Source organism: Salinarimonas sp. (assembly GCF_046292825.1).
In the GTDB taxonomy this organism is placed as follows: domain Bacteria; phylum Pseudomonadota; class Alphaproteobacteria; order Rhizobiales; family Beijerinckiaceae; genus Salinarimonas.
The window spans coordinates 1-15137 of record NZ_JBKBQG010000067.1 but is presented as its reverse complement, the minus strand read 5'-3'; the positions used below and the strand labels follow the sequence as shown (position 1 = coordinate 15137).

The 15137-nt window shown below is 71.9% G+C and carries 16 protein-coding genes; 12 read left to right on the top strand and 4 right to left on the bottom strand.

Annotated features, from left to right (window positions below):
* Positions 1 to 324: 324 nt before the first annotated feature.
* Entirely contained in the window at positions 325 to 573 is a 249-nt protein-coding gene (locus ACK4UM_RS19810) for a hypothetical protein (protein WP_409802568.1), read from the bottom strand.
* Between the two features lie 274 nt (positions 574 to 847).
* Here ACK4UM_RS19810 and ACK4UM_RS19805 point away from each other — a divergent pair, with 274 nt between their 5' ends.
* The 11 genes from ACK4UM_RS19805 to infA all read left to right on the top strand — a co-directional run bounded on the left by ACK4UM_RS19805 (position 848) and on the right by infA (position 10643).
* Positions 848 to 1957, top strand: a complete 1110-nt coding sequence (locus ACK4UM_RS19805; RefSeq protein WP_409802567.1) for a BMP family ABC transporter substrate-binding protein — start codon at positions 848 to 850, stop codon at positions 1955 to 1957.
* A gap of 290 nt (positions 1958 to 2247) precedes the next feature.
* On the top strand, positions 2248 to 3354 hold the full coding sequence (locus tag ACK4UM_RS19800; RefSeq protein WP_409802566.1) for an ABC transporter permease: 1107 nt from the start codon (positions 2248 to 2250) through the stop codon (positions 3352 to 3354).
* Positions 3351 to 4277 carry an ABC transporter permease gene (locus tag ACK4UM_RS19795; RefSeq protein WP_409802565.1) on the top strand — a complete coding sequence of 309 codons (927 nt, stop codon included), beginning with the start codon at positions 3351 to 3353 and terminating at the stop codon, positions 4275 to 4277. Before ACK4UM_RS19800 ends, ACK4UM_RS19795 begins: the two co-directional genes overlap by 4 nt.
* 253 nt (positions 4278 to 4530) lie before the next feature.
* Positions 4531 to 5208 (top strand): cysteine hydrolase family protein, encoded by a 678-nt coding sequence (locus ACK4UM_RS19790; RefSeq protein ID WP_409802564.1) that lies wholly within the window; start codon positions 4531 to 4533, stop codon positions 5206 to 5208.
* Positions 5205 to 6758 carry an ABC transporter ATP-binding protein gene (locus tag ACK4UM_RS19785; protein ID WP_409802563.1) on the top strand — a complete coding sequence of 518 codons (1554 nt, stop codon included), beginning with the start codon at positions 5205 to 5207 and terminating at the stop codon, positions 6756 to 6758. Before ACK4UM_RS19790 ends, ACK4UM_RS19785 begins: the two co-directional genes overlap by 4 nt.
* Positions 6755 to 7426, top strand: coding sequence for a cysteine hydrolase family protein (locus ACK4UM_RS19780; protein WP_409802562.1), 672 nt, complete (start codon positions 6755 to 6757; stop codon positions 7424 to 7426). The genes ACK4UM_RS19785 and ACK4UM_RS19780 overlap by 4 nt, the downstream gene beginning before the upstream one ends.
* Positions 7423 to 7644, top strand: a complete 222-nt coding sequence (locus ACK4UM_RS19775; protein ID WP_409802561.1) for a DUF4089 domain-containing protein — start codon at positions 7423 to 7425, stop codon at positions 7642 to 7644. Before ACK4UM_RS19780 ends, ACK4UM_RS19775 begins: the two co-directional genes overlap by 4 nt.
* On the top strand, positions 7641 to 9044 hold the full coding sequence (locus ACK4UM_RS19770) for an AtzE family amidohydrolase (protein ID WP_409802560.1): 1404 nt from the start codon (positions 7641 to 7643) through the stop codon (positions 9042 to 9044). Before ACK4UM_RS19775 ends, ACK4UM_RS19770 begins: the two co-directional genes overlap by 4 nt.
* Positions 9041 to 9829 carry a 5-formyltetrahydrofolate cyclo-ligase gene (locus tag ACK4UM_RS19765; RefSeq protein WP_409802559.1) on the top strand — a complete coding sequence of 263 codons (789 nt, stop codon included), beginning with the start codon at positions 9041 to 9043 and terminating at the stop codon, positions 9827 to 9829. Before ACK4UM_RS19770 ends, ACK4UM_RS19765 begins: the two co-directional genes overlap by 4 nt.
* Positions 9826 to 10215, top strand: coding sequence for an oxalurate catabolism protein HpxZ (hpxZ, locus tag ACK4UM_RS19760; protein ID WP_409802558.1), 390 nt, complete (start codon positions 9826 to 9828; stop codon positions 10213 to 10215). The genes ACK4UM_RS19765 and hpxZ overlap by 4 nt, the downstream gene beginning before the upstream one ends.
* Before the next feature lie 146 nt (positions 10216 to 10361).
* A complete protein-coding gene (infA, locus tag ACK4UM_RS19755; RefSeq protein ID WP_409802557.1) occupies positions 10362 to 10643 on the top strand; it encodes a translation initiation factor IF-1 in 282 nt (93 codons plus the stop codon).
* A gap of 248 nt (positions 10644 to 10891) precedes the next feature.
* On the opposite strand, the gene pgeF is transcribed toward infA, so the two are convergent.
* The 3 genes from pgeF to lgt form a co-directional block, all read right to left on the bottom strand.
* On the bottom strand, positions 10892 to 11665 hold the full coding sequence (gene pgeF, locus ACK4UM_RS19750) for a peptidoglycan editing factor PgeF (RefSeq protein WP_409802556.1): 774 nt from the start codon (positions 11663 to 11665) through the stop codon (positions 10892 to 10894).
* 80 nt (positions 11666 to 11745) lie between these two features.
* Entirely contained in the window at positions 11746 to 12837 is a 1092-nt protein-coding gene (locus tag ACK4UM_RS19745; protein WP_409802555.1) for a class I SAM-dependent methyltransferase, read from the bottom strand.
* Positions 12837 to 13688, bottom strand: coding sequence for a prolipoprotein diacylglyceryl transferase (gene lgt / locus ACK4UM_RS19740; protein WP_409802554.1), 852 nt, complete (start codon positions 13686 to 13688; stop codon positions 12837 to 12839). The genes ACK4UM_RS19745 and lgt overlap by 1 nt, the downstream gene beginning before the upstream one ends.
* Before the next feature lie 144 nt (positions 13689 to 13832).
* Between lgt and ACK4UM_RS19735 the strand changes: the two genes are divergently transcribed.
* Positions 13833 to 14957, top strand: coding sequence for a hypothetical protein (locus ACK4UM_RS19735; protein WP_409802553.1), 1125 nt, complete (start codon positions 13833 to 13835; stop codon positions 14955 to 14957).
* Positions 14958 to 15137: the final 180 nt, after the last annotated feature.

Sequence of the window (15137 nt, the reverse complement as noted above, 5' to 3'; positions counted from 1 at the left end):
GGGGGCGCGAATCCCTCCCCGTAGGGGAGGGTGGCCTCCGAGGCGCAGCCGAAGGAGGTCGGGTGGGGCCCGAGGGTTGAAGGATAATCTCCACCCGGGCCCCACCCGGCCTTTCTCGCTCTGCTCGAAAGTCCACCCTCCCCATAGGGGAGGGATGGGGGCGCGAATCCCTCCCCGTAGGGGAGGGTGGCCTCCGAGGCGCAGCCGAAGGAGGTCGGGTGGGGCCCGAGGGTCGAAGCACGATCTCCACCCGGGCCCCACCCGGCCTTTCTCGCTCCGCTCGAAAGTCCACCCTCCCCTCCGGGGAGGGATGTCGCCTCGCCTCTACGCATGCTCCTCGCTCCCCTCGACCCGCTCGATGCGCTCGACGATGCAATCCGCGGGCCCGAGCAGGCAGGCGATCTCGAGCATGTCGACGAGGGCCTCCTCACCGCGCACGCACAGACGCAAGCCCTCGCCAGAAACCTCGACGCGGCCGTCGAGCGACAGCGTCGTCATCTTCGCGAGCGCGAAGGCGCGGTAGGAGGCGCCGAGCCCGTGGCCGGTCACGAGGAGGATCGTCTGCGGGCCCAAGCGTCTCTCCGGGCGGGAATGCGGGAGGCAGTATCGGCGGCGCGCGGGCGGGCGGCAAGGCGCGCAATCTGTATGCACTTTCCGAAAGCGTGGCGAAATCCTGGGCAGAGGCGCGCTTCGCGAGGCGGGGTCCACGGCGCCGAGCCGTTGCCATGCCTCGGTTTTCGAACGGCGTGAGCACGAGGCGGGCTCTGGCATGTGCGTTGCAACGAACGACGCGAGACCGAAGCCGCGCGCCTGTCGCGCCGCGGCGGATCGGCGAGAGGAGAGCGTCGTGATGAGAAAGCTCGCATTGTCCCGTCGTTCGCTGCTCAAGGCCGGTGCAGCCGGTCTCGCGGCGGCCGCCCTGCCCGGCGGCATCGCGCGCGCGCAGGGCACCGTGACCATCGGCGCGGTCTATGTCGGCCCGCGGGCGGATTTCGGCTGGAACCAGGCGCACGCGGTCGCCATGGACATCATCAAGGGCGTGCCGGGCGTCACCGTCATCGAGGAGGAGAACGTCCCCGAGACCGACGCCGTCGCCCAGTCGATGGAATCGATGATCCAGCTCGACGGCGCGAACGTCATCCTCGGCACCTCCTTCGGCTATTTCGATCCCTTCATGATCGATCTCGCGACGAAATACCCGGACGTGCAGTTCCGCCACGCCGCGCCGCTCTGGAGCGCGGACCGGCACCCGGCCAATCTCGGCTCGTATTTCTGCTATCTCAACCAGGCGCATTACGTGAACGGCGTCGCGGCGGGCCTGTCGACCACCTCGAACCGCATCGGCTTCGTGGCGGCCAAGCCCATTCCGTCGGTCCTCTCCAACATCAATTCGGTCCTGCTCGGCGCCCGCTCCGTGAATCCGGACGCGACCGTGCAGCTCATCTTCACCGGCGACTGGTCGCTGCCGGTGCGCGAGGCGGAAGCCACGAACGCGCTCATCGATGCGGGCTGCGACGTGATCACCTGCCATGTCGACGGCCCGCGGGTCGTCGTCGAGACCGCCGAGCGCCGCGGCATCAAGACCTGCGGCCACAACGCCTCGCAGGCCGAGCTCGCGCCGAACGGCTTCATCACCGGCGCCGAGTACAAGTGGGAGACGATCTACCGTCTCTACGCCGACGCCTTCGCCGCGGGCGAGCCCCTGCCGAACGTCGTCGTCGGCGGCTACCACAACGACATGGTCCGCAACACGCCCTGGGGCGCGGGCGCGTCGGAGGCGGCGCGCAAGGCGGGCGAGGAGGCGATCGCCAAGCTCGTCGCCGGCGAGCCGATCTATGTCGGGCCGCTCAAGGACAATCGCGGCAATCTCGTGCTCGAGGGCACCTACGACAATTACGACCCCAAGCTCGACGGGATGGATTTTCTGCTCGAGGGGGTGGTGGGGTCGATCACGTAAGGGGGGAGGGGGCGCCCCCGCCTTCCTTCCCCTCAGGGGAAGGTGGCTCCGGACGCGCACAGCGTCCGGAGACGGATGGGGTCATTCGACCCGAAGGGTCGAAGGGGCGTCGGGAGCCGCCGAACGTAAGCAGCTCTACGACGACGCCCCTTCGCGCCTTCGGCGCGAATGACCCCATCCGACCCGTCGCCTTCGGCGCCGGGCCACCTTCCCCTGAGGGGAAGGAGAGCGGCGGCGCTTTTCGGTACGACACCCAAATTCGGTCCACCCGAACAGCGGAAGGACAGCCAATGGCGGACGGTGCGCTCATCGCGTCCGATGCGAGACGCCGGGGGATCGCGCTCGGGAGCCTCGGGCCGGCGCTCGAGGTCGTCGTGGTCGTCGGCGGGGCGCTTCTCGCGTCGGCGGCGATCTTCTCGGTCTTCCTCCTCGTCATCGGCCATTCGCCCGCGACCTTCTTCGAACTCGTCTGGGTCGGCGGTTTCGGCTCGGCCTTCTCCTTCCAGAACACCCTGCGCCGCGCGGCGCCGCTCGTCCTGACCGGCCTCGCCTTCGCGATCCCCGCGCGCATCGGGCTCACCATGATCGGCGCGGAGGGCGCGCTCGTCATCGGCGCCTTCGCGGCCGCCGCGGTCGCGATTCCGCTCGTCACCGCCGGCCTGCCGCCCCTGCTCGCGCTCGCTCTGATGGCCTGCGCGGCGATGATCGCCGGCGCCGCCTGGACGGGGTTCGCCGGCTGGCTCAAGCACGCGCGCGGCGTCAACGAGACGATCTCGTCCTTGCTTCTCACCTATATCGCGATCGCGATCATGTTCTTCTTCGTCGAGGGCGCGCTGCGCGATCCGGCCTCCGCGAACCGCCCCTCGACCATGCCGATCGGGCGCGACTACATGATCGGCGCGATCCCCGGCACGAGCGTGCATTGGGGGCTCGCGGCGGGGATCATCGCCTGCGGCCTCGTCTGGGTGCTGATGTCGCGCACCACCTTCGGCTTCGCCGCGCGCATGACGGGCGGCAATCCGCGCGCGGCGCTCGCGCAAGGCCTGCCGGTCGGCGCGCTGATCGTCGCCTGCGCCGGGCTCGCGGGGGCGGCGGCGGGGCTCGCGGGCTTCTTCGAGGTCGCGGCCGTGCACGGGCAGGCGAATGCCGCGCTCGTCGCGGGCTACGGCTTCACCGGCATTCTCGTGGCCTTCCTCGCGCGCCAGAACCCGCTCGCGATCGTGCCGGTCGCGATCCTGTTCGGCGCGCTCGCGGCCTCCGGCGGGCTGATCCAGCGCCGGATGGGGCTGCCCGATGCGAGCGTGCTCGTGCTCCAGGGGATCATCTTCGTCGTTCTGCTCGCCTCAGACACGCTCTACGGGCGCGCCAAGATCTTCCGGCCGGAGGGCGCGCGATGAGCATCGTCGACACCGCCGGCTTCACCCTTCTCGTCGCGATGATCGGCGGCGCGATCCGCGTCTCGACGCCGTTCATGTTCGTCGCGCTCGGCGAATGCCTCACGGAGAAATCCGGGCGCATCAATCTCGGGCTCGAAGGCAATCTCGTGCTCGGCGCCATGGTCGCCTACGCGACCGCCTTCTACACCGGGAGCGCCTGGGCGGGCGTGCTCGCGGCGGGGGGGTCTGGCCTGTTCCTCGGGGCGATCCACGGCCTCGTCTGCTCGCTGCCGCGGGTGAACGACATCGCGGTCGGCATCGCGATGATGGCCTTCGGCACCGGGCTCGCCTTCTATCTCGGCAAGGACTACATCGCCCAGGTGGCCCCGCGACTCGAGGCGGTCCATCTCGGCGACTGGACCGGAATCCCCAGTCTCGCCACCGCTTTGCAGATCAACCCGCTCTTCTTCGTCGGGATCGCGCTCGCGATCGGCATGTCGTGGTTCTTCCGCGCGACGCGCTGGGGGCTCGTCGTGCGCACCACGGGCGACAGCGCGGCGGCGGCGCGCGCGATGGGCATCCCGATCGACCTCGTGCGCGTGCTCGCCACCATGACCGGCGGCTTCCTGGCGGGCGTCGGCGGCTCGTTCCTGTCGCTCTATTATCCGGGATCGTGGAACGAGGGGCTCTCGTCGGGCCAAGGGCTGATGGCGGTCGCGCTCGTGATCTTCGCGCGCTGGGACCCGATCCGCTGCGTCTGGGCGGCAATGCTGTTCGGCGCGGCGGGCGCGATCGGGCCGGCGATGCAGGCGATCGGCGTGACGCAGGGCTTCTACTTCTTCAACGCCGCCCCCTACATCCTCACGCTCGCCCTCATGGCCGGCTCCGCCCGCTCCCGCTTCGCCGCCCGCGAGGCGCCGGGCGAATTGTCGATCGTGAAGTGAGGGGAGGGGCGAGCATGGCGGACGCGGTGGAGGCTCTCCGGTGTCATCCCCGGCCGGAGGTCGCTTGCGACCGGAGGGGAAGGGGACCCCGCGCAGGAACACGCTTGCGTAGCAAGCTCTCGTGCCGCCGACGAGGCGGCTGGTCGCCGCCGCAAGTGCTTGCTTCGCAAGCGATTCCCGTGCTGGGTCCCCTTCCCTTCCGCCGCTTCGCGGCTCCAGCCGGGGATGACACGGTGGTGGAGGATCCGAGCCCATGAAAACCCTTCCCGCCGATCCCTATCCCTGGCCCTACGACGGCTCGCTCTCGCCCGAGACCACGGCGCTCGTCGTCATCGACATGCAGACCGATTTCTGCGGCATCGGCGGCTATGTCGACGCGATGGGCTACGATCTCGCGCTCACCCGCGCGCCGATCGGCCCGATCTCGCGCGTGCTCGCCGCGATGCGCGCGCGCGGCTACGCGATCGTGCACACCCGCGAGGGCCACAGGCCCGACCTCTCCGATCTCCCCGCGAACAAACGCTGGCGCTCGCGCCGGATCGGCGCCGGCATCGGGGACGAGGGGCCCTGCGGGCGCATCCTCGTGCGCGGCGAGCCCGGCTGGGAGATCGTCCCCGAGCTCGCGCCCGCCCCCGGCGAGATCGTGATCGACAAGCCGGGCAAGGGCTCCTTCTACGCGACCGATCTCGAGCTCGTCCTGCGCACGCGCGGCATCCGCAATCTCGTGCTGACCGGCATCACGACGGACGTGTGCGTGCACACGACGATGCGGGAGGCCAACGATCGCGGCTTCGAATGCCTGATCCTCGAGGATTGCTGCGGGGCGACGCGGCGGGCCAATCACGAGGCGGCGATCGAGATGGTGAAGATGCAGGGCGGCGTCTTCGGCGCGGTCGCGACCTCCGCCATCCTTCTGGAGAGCCTCCCATGAGCGCGCTCGCCGCAGCCCCGACCGCGCTCCGCGCGCCCTCCCTCTCGACGATCGGGATGTCGAAGGCCTTCGGAGCGCTCCTCGCCCTCGACGACGTCTCGATCGAGGTCGCGCCGGGCTCGGTCCACGCGCTCCTCGGCGAGAACGGGGCGGGGAAGTCGACGCTCGTGAAATGCATCATGGGCTTCTACCGCCAGGACCGGGGGCAGGTGCTGCTCGACGGCGAGGAGGTCGCGATCCGCTCGCCGCGCGACGCGCAGGCGGCCGGCATCGGCATGGTCTACCAGCACTTCACCCTCGTCCCCTCGCTGACCGCCGCCGAAAACCTCTTCGTCGCCCGCGCGAACGCGCCCGCCTTCATCGATTGGGGGCGAGAGAAGGCGAAGCTCGACGCCTTCATGGCGCGCATGCCGTTCCGGGTGCCGCTCGACATTCCCGTCGCCGATCTCTCGGCGGGCGAGAAGCAGAAGCTCGAGATCCTCAAGCTGCTCGCGCTCGACCAGCGCTTCCTCATCCTCGACGAGCCGACCTCGGTGCTCACGCCCGACGAGGCCGACGAGGTGCTCGGGCTCCTCGGCGCCATGGCGCGGCGCGGCGAGATCACGGTCCTCATGATCACCCACAAGTTCCGGGAGGTGAGCGCCTATGCGGACGCGGTGACCGTGCTGCGGCGGGGTCGGCGCGTCGGCGGGGGACCGGCGAAGGCGCTCACGGTCGAGGAGATGTCGCGCCTGATGATCGGCGACACGCCGATCCGCGAGCGCGCGGCGCGCGCCCCCGTCGGCGATCGCACGGTGCTCGAGCTCGCGGGGCTCTTCGCCGAGAACCCGGACGGGTCGCGGGCGATCGCCGAGATCAGCTTGAAGATCAAGGCGGGCGAGATCGTCGGCATCGCGGGCGTGTCGGGCAACGGCCAAGCGGCGCTCGTCGAGGCTCTGTCCGGGCAGCGGCCCCTGTCCGACGGCCGCATCTTCGTGCGCGACGAGCCCTTCGAGCCGACGCGGGACGATTACCACCGCTTCAAGGTGTTCGGCCTTCCCGAGGAGCCCCTGCGCAACGCCGCCGTGCCGCGCATGAGCGTCGCGGAGAACATCGCCTTCCGCTCCTTCGACCGCCCGCCGATCGCCAAGCTCGGCTGGTGGCTCTCGCCGGGCCCGATGCGCGCGCGGGCGCAGGCGCTGATCGAGCGCTACCGCGTCAAGACGCCCTCGCCCGAGACGCCGATCGCGAGCCTGTCGGGCGGCAACGTCCAGCGGGCGATCCTCGCGCGCGAATTATCGGGGGACGTCGACGTGCTGATCGTCGCCAATCCCTGTTTCGGGCTCGACTTCGCCTCCGTCGCCGAAATCCGCGCCCAGATCCTCGACGCGCGCAATCGCGGCGCGGCGGTGCTCCTCGTGTCGGAGGATCTCGACGAGATCCTCGAATTGTCCGACCGCGTCGCGGTGATGTCGGAGGGGCGCATCGTGCACGTCGCCGAGATCGACAAGACCGACCGCACGACGATCGGCAAGCACATGGCCGGCAGCCATCATCCGGAGCCCGCATGACGACGACCGTGCAAATTCCCGCCGCGCCCTATGCCTATCCGCTCGCGAAAGGCGCGACCGCGCTCGTGATCATCGACATGCAGCGCGATTTCGTGGAGGAGGGCGGGTTCGGGGCGGCGCTCGGCAACGACGTGAGCCGGCTCTCCGCGATCGTGCCCGCCGTCGCGCGCCTCCTCGCGCTCGCGCGGCGGCTCTCGTGGACGATCGTCCACACCCGCGAAGCGCATCTGCCCGACCTCTCCGATTGCCCGCCGAGCAAGATCAGGCGGGGGAACGCGCCGATCCGCATCGGCGAGGCAGGGCCGATGGGGCGGCTCCTGGTCCGCGGCGAGCCGGGCAACGCGATCCTGCCCGAGGTCGCCCCGATCGCCGGCGAGATCGTGATCGACAAGCCCGGCAAGGGCATGTTCTGGAAGACCGACATCCACGAGCGTCTGCAAGCGCGCGGCATCACCCATCTCGTCTTCGCGGGCGTCACGACGGAGGTCTGCGTCCAGACCTCGATGCGCGAGGCCAACGATCGCGGCTACGAATGCCTGCTGATCGAGGACGCGACCGAGAGCTATTTCCCGCAATTCAAGGCGGCGACGCTCGCGATGATCGCCGCGCAGGGCGGCATCGTCGGCTGGACGACGCCGCTCGCCCGCCTGGAGGAGGTGTTTTCGTGAGCGCAGGCAGAAGCGATCCGCAGACGATCGACCCGGAGGCCGTGCTCGACGCCATGGCGCCGATGCTCGGGTTGTCCATCACGGAGGAGGACCGCGCCGGCGTCGCGCTCCACCTCGCCACCGCCGCCCGCCTCTACGCCCTCGTCGACGCCGTCGCGATCGACGACCACGCCGAGCCCGCGCCGGTCTTCGCACCCGTCACCGGAGACGCCCCGTGAGCCGCGACACCGCCTCCCTCTCCGCGCTCGCCATCGCCGACGGCGTCCGCTCCGGCGCGCTGTGCGCGACCGACATCGTCGAGGCGAGCCTCGCGCGGATCGCCGCGCGCCCCGAACTCGGCGCCTTCACCGACGTCGTCGCCGAGCGCGCGCGGGCGCGGGCGGCGCGGATCGATGCGGAGGTCGAGGCGGGCGTCGATCACGGGCCGCTCGCGGGCGTGCCCTTCGCGGTCAAGAACCTGTTCGACGTCGCCGGGCTGCCGACCCGGGCCGGCTCGCGCATCGAGCGCGACGCCGCCCCCGCCGCCGCCGACCCGCCCCTCGTCGCGCGTTTGGAGGCGGCGGGCGCGATCCTCGTCGGCGCGCTCAACATGGGCGAATACGCCTACGACTTCACCGGCGAGAACGTCCACGACGGCCCCTCGCGCAACCCGCACGCGCTCGACCACATGACCGGCGGATCCTCGGGCGGATCGGGTGCGGCGGTGGCGGGCGGGCTCGTGCCGATCGCGCTCGGATCGGACACCAACGGCTCGATCCGCGTGCCTTCGGCCCTGTGCGGCACCTTCGGCTTGAAGCCGACTTATGGGAGGCTCCCGCGCAACGGCTCGTTCCCCTTCGTCGCGAGCCTCGATCATCTGGGCCCCTTCGCGCGCTCGGTCGCCGATCTCGCGGAGGCCTACGATGCGATGCAGGGGCACGATGCGGGCGATCCGGTCTGCGTCGAGCGCCCGCTCGAGCCGACCGCGCCGCTCCTCGGGGGCGGGGCGGCGGGTCTGCGCATCGCGATCGGCGGCGGTTATTTCGCGCGCGGCGGCGATCCGGCCGCCTTCGCGGCCGTCGCCCGCGCCGCCGAAGCGCTCGGCGCTCGCGACACCCTCTCGATCGCGCATGTGGAGGCCGCGCGGGCGGCGGCCTACGTGATCACGATGCAGGAGGGCGCAGCGCTCCATCTCGAGCGGCTGCGCACCCGCGCCGCCGATTTCGACCCCGCGGTGCGCGTGCGGCTGATGGCCGGCGCGATGCTGCCGGGCGCCTGGGCGGCGAAGGCGCAGAAGCTGCGCCGGCTGTTCGCGGCGGAATTCGCGCGCGTCTTCGAGACGCACGACGCGCTCCTCCTGCCCGCGACCCCCTGCCGGGCGCCGAGGATCGGGCAGGAGACGATGGTGCTCGACGGCGTCGAGATGCTCGTGCGGCCCAATCTCGGTCTGTTCACGCAGCCGATCTCCTTCGTCGGCTTGCCCACCGTCGTCGTGCCGGTCTTCGAGGCCGGCGAGAGGCTGCCGCTCGGCGTGCAGATCGTCGCCGCACCGTGGCGGGAGGATGTCTGCCTCAGGATCGCCGCGGCGCTCGAAGCCGCGGGCGTCGCGAGTGCGCCCGTCGGGGAGGCCCGGCCATGACGTTGCCCACGACGCTGCCCCCCTCCGCCGCGCGCTGGGCGGGTCGCCACGCCGACAAGGACGCCGTGCGCCAAGCCGCCTGGGCGCGGCTCGAAGAGGCGGGCGTCGCGATCGGTCCGACCGTCTCGCACATCCCCAATTTCGTCGGCGCGGACGTCGCCGCGATGCACCTCGCCCGCACGCCCGAATGGCAGCGCGCGCGGACCGTCAAGTGCAATCCCGACCCGCCGCAGATCCCCTTGCGGCTGCGCGCGCTCTACGAGGGCAAGATCCTCTACGCGCCGGTGCCCTATCTGACGCGCGACTTCCCCTATCTGCGCGTCGACCCGGCGCGGCTCGTCGCGAAGGGGATCTCCTTCGAGCTCGCCGCGACCTCGCAGGGCTATGTCGAGCATGGCGAGCGGATCGGTTTCGAGGAGGTGGAGCCCCTCGATTTCTGCGTCGTCGGCTCCGTCGCGGTGAGCCTCGCGGGCGGGCGCACCGGCAAGGGGGCGGGCTTCGCCGATCTCGAGACGGGCATCTTCCGCGCGCTCGGAACGATCCGCGACGACACGCCGATCGCGACCACCGTCCACTCCGTCCAGCTCGTCGCGGCGGACGCCGTGCCGATCGAGCCGCACGACAGCCCGCTCGACCTCGTGGCGACCGAACTCGGTCTCACGCGCACCCTGAACACGGACCCCCGCCCGCCGGGGGTGGATTGGGCGCGCGTGCGCCCCGATCAGCTCGAAGACATCCCCTTCCTCGCCGCCTTGAAGGCGCGCATGACCGGGGGCCTGCGATGAGCGACGAGGTGAACGCCCCCGAGATCCTCGCGGAGATGGAGGCCGTCTTCGCGGAATACGAGCGCGCCCTCGTCGAGAACGACGTCGAGACGCTCGACCGCCTGTTCTGGGCGAGCCCGCACACGATCCGCTACGGCGGGGGAGAGAATCTCTACGGCATCGAGGAGATCCGCGCCTTCCGCGGCGCCCGCTCGCCCGCCGGTCTCGCGCGGCGGCTCGCGCGCACGCAGATCACGACCTTCGGCCGCGACACGGCGATCGCCGCGACGCTCTTCTACCGCGAGAGCGCGCCGGGCAAGGTCGGGCGGCAGATGCAGACCTGGCGGCGGTTCCCCGACGGCTGGAAGGTCGTCGCGGCGCATGTGAGCGTGATCGCGCAGGATTGACGCGGGCGCAGGCCCCCGTTCGGAACCCCTCGGCTACGGCCTCGTTTGACGTGAGGCGCGCGCAGGCGTAAAGGCTTGCGCGAGAAATTCCGCGAGGCGGTGCGGCACGGGCGACGGCGCCCGCCGCGAGAGACAGGACATCGTGCATGGCGAAGGAAGAGCTGATCACTTTCGAGGGTATCGTCACCGAGGTGCTCCCCGACGCGAAGTTCCGGGTCGAGCTCGAGAATGGCCACGAGGTGATCGCCTATACCGCCGGCAAGATGCGCAAGTTCCGCATCAAGACGATCGCGGGAGACCGCGTGACGGTCGAGATGTCGCCCTACGATCTCGACAAGGGCCGTCTCGTCTTCCGTCACAAGGACGATCGCGGCCCCGTCGGCCCGCGCCCCGGCGGCGCCCGCGGCGGGCCGCCCCGTCGCCGCTGATCTTTTTCGCGCGCACCCCTTTCCGCCCGCGCCCGACCGGCCTATCTTGCTGTCAGTCGAAACGAAGCGAAAGGAGGTGATCCAGTGTCTCTTTGTCAGCGCTGTCACCTCGCCGAGGCCCGCTGAGGTCGTCCAGACCTTGTGATGCCCTCAAGCGCGAGCGCCTCGGTGCTCAGCACGGCGAGACATCGTAGAGCCCGTCGGGAGCGCACGCTTCCGGCGGGCTCGTCTTTTTCGGAGCCCGCCCCTCACCGCGGGGCGAGGGCGATCGCGGCGACGAGGCGGCCGTAATCGGGCTCGCCGCGATGGGTCGCGCGCCGATAGCTGTAGAACAGCGTCTCCTCGCGATAGGTGCAGCGGCCGAGATCCTCCACGGCCCCGAGACCCTCGGCCGCGAGCCTGTCGCGGATGAAGGCGGGCAGGTCGAATTGGTGGCGGTCGGGGCGGGTGCCGGGGCCGAAGTAGCGCGCGTGGTCGGGATCGGCGGCGCGGAAGGCGGCGACGAGCTCCGGCCCGACCTCGTAGGCGGCCTGGGAGATCGTCGGGCCGAGCGCGGCGACGATGCGCGCGCGCTGCGCGCCGAGCCGCTCCATCGCCTCGACCGTGCGCGCGAGGACGCCGCCGAGCGCCCCGCGCCAGCCCGCATGCGCGGCGCCGATCACGCCCGCTTCCGGATCGGCGAACAGGACCGGGCCGCAATCGGCGGTGAGGATCGCGAGGCCGAGCCCCGGCCGATCCGTCGCCATCGCGTCCGCCTTGGGCCGCGCCTCGGTGCCCCAGGGCGCCTCGACCACGACGACGTCCGGCGAGTGGACCTGGTGCAGGCTCACGAGCGCGTCGGGCGCGACGCCGATCCGCGCGGCCATGCGGGCGCGGTTCTCGAGGACGGCGTCGCGCGCGTCCCCCGATCCGAGGCCGCCGTTGAGGCTCGCATAGGCCCCCTCCGACACCCCGCCGTCGCGGGTGAAGAAGGCATGGGCGAGGCCCGTTTCCCGTGCGAGCGTCTGGGCCTGCAGCGCCATGGCGATCTCCTCGTGTTGCGATGGCCCGATCTAGCGGATTCGCGCCGCCCGCGCATCCCGTGACTGCGCGGACGCCGCCCTCAGAACCCCGCGCAGGAATCGAGCCCGGCTTGCGTCACCGCCATGGCCTTGAACAGCTCCCCCATCCCGCCCTCGCCGGTGCCGGCGAGGCGGTTCGCGGCGGCGGCGATCTCGGGAGCGCGCTCGGGCGTCGCCGCGGCGAGACGGCGCGCGCGCGCCTCGAGGCCGAGGCCGGCGAGGAAGGCGCCCTGCGTCACCGGTCCGAAGACCCGCGCCCCCGCCTCGCGGGCGGCGCGGGCGAGCTGGGCGAAATCGACATGGGCGGTGACGTCGGCCTCGCCCGGCTCCGCGAGCGGATCGGCGAAGGCGTGGCGGCGCACCGCCTGGAGCGTGTCGGCGTAACCGCTCGTCGCGTGGCCGTAATCGATCGCGAGCGCCGCGCCGCCCTCGCGCACGATGCGCTCGGCGAGCGCGCGCATCACCGGCACGCCCGAGGCCTGGATCTCGATCACGGCGCCCTCCGGCGCGGGATCGTCGAGCCCGGGCTCGGGATCGGGGGCGAGGCCGAAGGCGAGCGCGCCCGCGCCGTCGAGCCCCACCACCCGCTCGTGCCAGCGCCCGCCATGGCGCACGAGCTGGCGCACCGGCAGCGCGTCGAAGAATTCGTTGGCGATCGCGATCGCCGGCCCCTCCGGCACGCCCGTCACGTTGCCGTGCCAGGTCGGCGGGCGCGGGCTCGCGGCGAGGCTCGCCGCCTGCTTGGCGCGCAGGACGGGGCTCGTCTCGACGAGGTGGAGGTCGAGCGCGTCGAGGAAGCCCGGCACCACCGCCGCCGCCCGCAGCGCGTCCGCCATCAGCGTGCCGCGGCCGGGGCCGAGCTCGACGAGGCGCAGGGGGGAGGGGCGGCCGAGGTCGATCCAGGTCTGCGCGGCCCACAGCCCGAGGAGCTCGCCGAACATCTGGCTGATCTCGGGCGCGGTGACGAAATCGCCCTCGAGGCCGAGCGGGTCGCGCGTCATGTAATAGCCGAGCGTCGGATGGCCGAGGCACAGCGCCATGTAGCGCGAGACGGGGATCGGCCCCTCCGCCGCGACGAGCGCCGCGATCTCGCGGGCGAGCGCGGTCGTCTGCGCGGCGGCGGGGGCGTCCATCAGGCGCCCCGCGCGCCGTCTCGCGCCGCGGCGGTGCCGCCGCGCCGGGCGAGGAGGACGAGCGCGAGCCCGGCCAGGCCCACGGGGATCGACAGGAGCATGCCCATGGTCAGCCCGCCCTCGAAGCCCGGCAGCGTCACGATGAAACCGTAGAACGGGTCCGGCTCGCGGTAGAATTCCGAGAAGATCCGCGCCGCCGCATACCCGATCCCGAAGGCGCCCGCGACGAGGCCCGGGCGGCGGAAGCCATAGCGCATGACGACGAGGAGCACGATCGCGAACAGGATCGGCCCCTGAGTCGCCGCCTCGATGAGCTGCGAGGGGTAGCGCAGGACGGGATCGACATCGGGGAAGACCATCGCGAAGGGGAAACCCTCCGCCGCCGGCCGGCCCCACAATTCGCCGTTCACGAAATTGGCGAGCCGCCCGAAGAAGAGACCGATCGGCGCCACCACCGTCACGACGTCGAACAGAGCGAGCGCCGAGAGCCCGCGCGCGCGCGCCAGCAGCCACACCGCGAGCGCCGCGCCGATCAAACCGCCGTGGAACGCCATCCCGCCCTGCCAGACGTAGAGGATCGCGAGCGGGTTCGCGAGATAATAGGCCGGCGCGTAGAACAGAACGTAGCCGAGCCGCCCGCCGAGGATCACGCCGAGCGCGACGTAGACGACGAGATCGTCGATGTCGTCCTTCGTCGGCCGCTTCGTCGCGCCCCAGAGCGCGGCGCGCGAGACGAGCGCGCGGGCGCCGAGCCAGCCGAGCCCGAGGCCCGCGAGATAGGCGAGCGCGTACCAGCGGATCGCGATGGGGCCGATCGAGAAGGCGATCGGGTCGAAATCGGGAAAGATCATCGAGGCTCCGGGGCGACGCGGCTGCGTTGCCGACGACGTGGCCCGCGAGGGCCTGCGCGTCAAGGGGCGGAGCGTGGCGGAACGGTGCGCGTCGCCTGACGTTGCCCAGAGACAGGAGACATGTGCCCGGAGGCGAGGGAACCCATGGCCGAGGACGACCGCAAGACGCCGAAGACCGAGAAGTCCGCCGGGAGCGCCGGCAAGCCGGCCGACAAGGCGGCGGACAAGCCCGCCGCGACGCCTGCCGACAAGCCCGCGACCGCCGCCTCCGACGCGCCGAAAACGAAGACCATCGTCACCGACGGCCCCGACAAGCCGGCTGCGGCGGGCGGCGCGTCTCCGACGACGCCGTCGGGCGGCGCGTCCTCGGCCGCCACGCGGACGCCGCCCCATTCCGGCTCCGCCGCCGATCCGCGGCCCGCCTCCGATCGATCGAGCACGGATGTCCGCAGCGAGCTGCGCCGGCCCGTCCCGCTCACCCTCGCCATTCTCGCCGCGATCGGCTGGCTCGTCGCCATCGGCGCCCTGATCGCGCTCGGCGGCGCGGGCCGCGAGGCGGAGGAGCGCGCGGAGGTGCTCGCCGCCGAGCGCGACAGCCTGCAGCAGCAGCTCGCCGAGGAGCGCGCGGCGTCCGGCGATCTCGAGGCGCTGCAGGCGCAGATCGCCGAGAGCGAGGCGCGCCTCGCCGAGCTGCAGAGCGGCGTCGGCGCCGAGGAGGAGCGCTTCGAGACCCTCGCCCAGGACGTCGCCACCCGCGAGGAGGAACTCGTCGGGCTGCAGGGCCAACTCGAAGAGGCGCAGGGCGCCGCGGCCGAGCTCGAGGGCATCCGCGCCGAGATCGTCGCGAGCGAGGAGAGCCTCGCCGAGCGCACGGCCGAGCTCGCCGCCGTCGGCGAACGGCTGGAGGAGGCGCGCGCCGCCGAGGCCGCCGAGCGCGCGAGCCTCGCGGAGATCTCCAACGAGGCCGCCCGCCTCACGCAGGAAGCCGCCGAGGCGGAGGCCCGCATCCAATCCGCCCGCCAGGCCGAGGCCCAGGCCCAGGCGAGCCTCGCCGAGCTCGAGAGCCGCCTCGCCGCGCTCCAACAGCAGATCGACCAGATGCGCGCCGTCGCGCCGGGACAGGCGCAGGGCCAGATGCAGGGCCAGGCGATGATGCCGCCCGGTGCGGCACCGCTCGGCACCCAATGCCGCTTCACCGAGGAGGGCTGGGTCTGCGCCGGCCAGCTCATGGACCCCGCCACGCTCCCCCCGGCCCCCACGCCCCAATGAGCGAAGCCTTCCTCCCCGTAGGGGAGGGTGGCCCCTGAGCGAAGCGAAGGGGTCGGGTGGGGCCCGACGCTCGAAGATTGCTCTCCACCCGGGCCCCACCCGGCCCTCTCCTTCCCCTCAGGGGAAGGTGGCTCCGACCCCGAACAGGGGTCGGAGACGGATGGGGTCTTTCGCTCCGAA